The 1,195-nt window shown below is 55.1% G+C and carries 1 protein-coding gene; it reads left to right on the forward strand.

The window, feature by feature from the left end; all coding sequences use genetic code 11:
• Positions 1 to 215: 215 nt before the first annotated feature.
• Entirely contained in the window at positions 216 to 1,163 is a 948-nt protein-coding gene (locus tag ACFY9W_RS29080) for a transposase (protein WP_391138309.1), read from the forward strand.
• Positions 1,164 to 1,195: the final 32 nt, after the last annotated feature.

A 1,195-nucleotide genomic window follows, 5' to 3' on the forward strand; every position in this document is an offset into this window, starting at 1 on the left:
CAAGCCAGCTTGTATGGTTAGACTTGAAGGGAGGAGGAGGGACAAAGCCAGCTTCTGACTGTTAGCGCAGTACAGACCGTGGGAGACCTCGCCCCTCCTCCCTTTTCACCCAAGCGCCGATAAAGAATGCTTCCGGGCTCAGACCGACGAAAGACACAAGCCAGCGCCTCTGGGTGACCCTTCAAGTGCTTCAACACTATCGAGGAGAGTTGCTCATGGCAATGGTGGTTGCTGATTCAAAGCGGCTGATTGGCGTGGATGTGGCCAAAGCGGAACTGGTCATTTGGGACGACGAGTCAGCAGAACTCATAGCAATCCCCAATACCAAGGCAGCTATCAAGAAATGGCTCAAAGGCATCTCGGGTGCGATGTCCATCGCCATCGAAGCGACCAACATCTATCACGTTCTGTTTACGGATCTGGCCTTTGACTTCGGGCATACGATCTACGTGGTAGATGGGTACGCCCTAAGCCATTACCGAAAAGGCGTCAACGTACGCGCTAAGACAGATGCAATTGATGCCCAGCTGTTGGCCCGCTATCTGAAGAACGAAGGGCAGGACCTAACGCCCTGGGCGCCGCCACCGGCTATCTATCGACAGCTTCTGAGCCTGTTTCGGCGACGTGCAGGACTGGTCCAGGCACGAACCAGCCTGACTCAGGGCTGGGCCAATGAACCGCTACTCAAAGCCGCCTTCAAGACTCATCTGCGTGCGATGCAGCGGCTTGAGCTGCTGGTGGAGAAGATGATCAAGGATCTGCTGGAGAAGGCCGGGCTGATGCCTCAGGTAAAGCGCTGCATGAAGGTCGAAGGGATTGGTTTTCTAACTGCTGCTCGCCTGACTGCGACGTTTCAGCGTGGCAGCTTCAGCGGAGGGGATGCGTTTATCGCCTTTTTGGGTATGGATCTGAGGATTGCACAGTCGGGGCAGAAAAAAGGGCAATCCAAGCTCACGAAGCGAGGAGACCCCGAAGCTCGACGCCTCCTTCATAACGCGGCCATGTCGGCACGCCGCACGGCAGTATGGAAGTCGTACTACGAAGAGCGCCTGGCACGGGGCTTTAGCACGACAGCATCGCTTGTCATGCTTGCACGCAAATTGGCGCGAGTAGTATTTGCCCTACTGAAAAGCGGAGACGAGTATCGATCAAAAGCCGCTTAAAAAACTTCCCTAAAACCATAGAATCTCCCACA

The sequence above is a fragment of the Pseudomonas sp. NPDC008258 genome (assembly GCF_042956345.1).
Lineage (GTDB): Bacteria > Pseudomonadota > Gammaproteobacteria > Pseudomonadales > Pseudomonadaceae > Aquipseudomonas.

Excerpts from the sequence above, each read along its gene's own strand:
- ACFY9W_RS29080 (WP_391138309.1), top strand. The coding sequence starts at position 216 with ATGGCAATGGTGGTTGCTGATTCAAAGCGGCTGATTGGCGTGGATGTG.